The sequence below is a fragment of the Halohasta sp. A2 genome (genome assembly GCF_056175805.1).
Genome location: NZ_JAQFWV010000240.1, coordinates 1 through 357 on the forward strand (window position 1 = coordinate 1; position 357 = coordinate 357).

Annotated in this window: 1 protein-coding gene; it reads left to right on the forward strand. The window is 60.5% G+C overall.

All coding sequences use genetic code 11. The features are described from left to right. A partial coding sequence (locus tag O2S87_RS18965) for a hypothetical protein (RefSeq protein ID WP_475410247.1) occupies nucleotides 1-357 on the forward strand: 357 nt, incomplete at both ends.

Sequence of the window (357 nt, forward strand, 5' to 3'; positions counted from 1 at the left end):
GTCGGTCCTCTCGCTCCCGGAGTTCCTCCGGGAGCTCGTCTCCGCGTTGTTCTGGTCCGTATTCGTCGTCTTCGGCTTCGTCGACCTCGGCAGCTTCCTCAAGGATGTCGTGTATTTCGTCGGTAATCTGCTCACGAGTCCGGTTTTGGTCGAGGGCCGCGTCGCCCTGGACGCGACGGCCGTCCAGGGCGACCTCGCCCATCTCTGCCATCCCAGCTTCCCGACAGAGGCGAAGAATCTCAACGAAGAGGTGTTCGAACTCCTTGCGGTGGTTCTTGCGGAAGAGACTGATCGTGCGGAAGTCGGGCTGTTGATTCGCAGCAAGGTAGCGAAACGCGATGTCACGTTCGAGGAGAC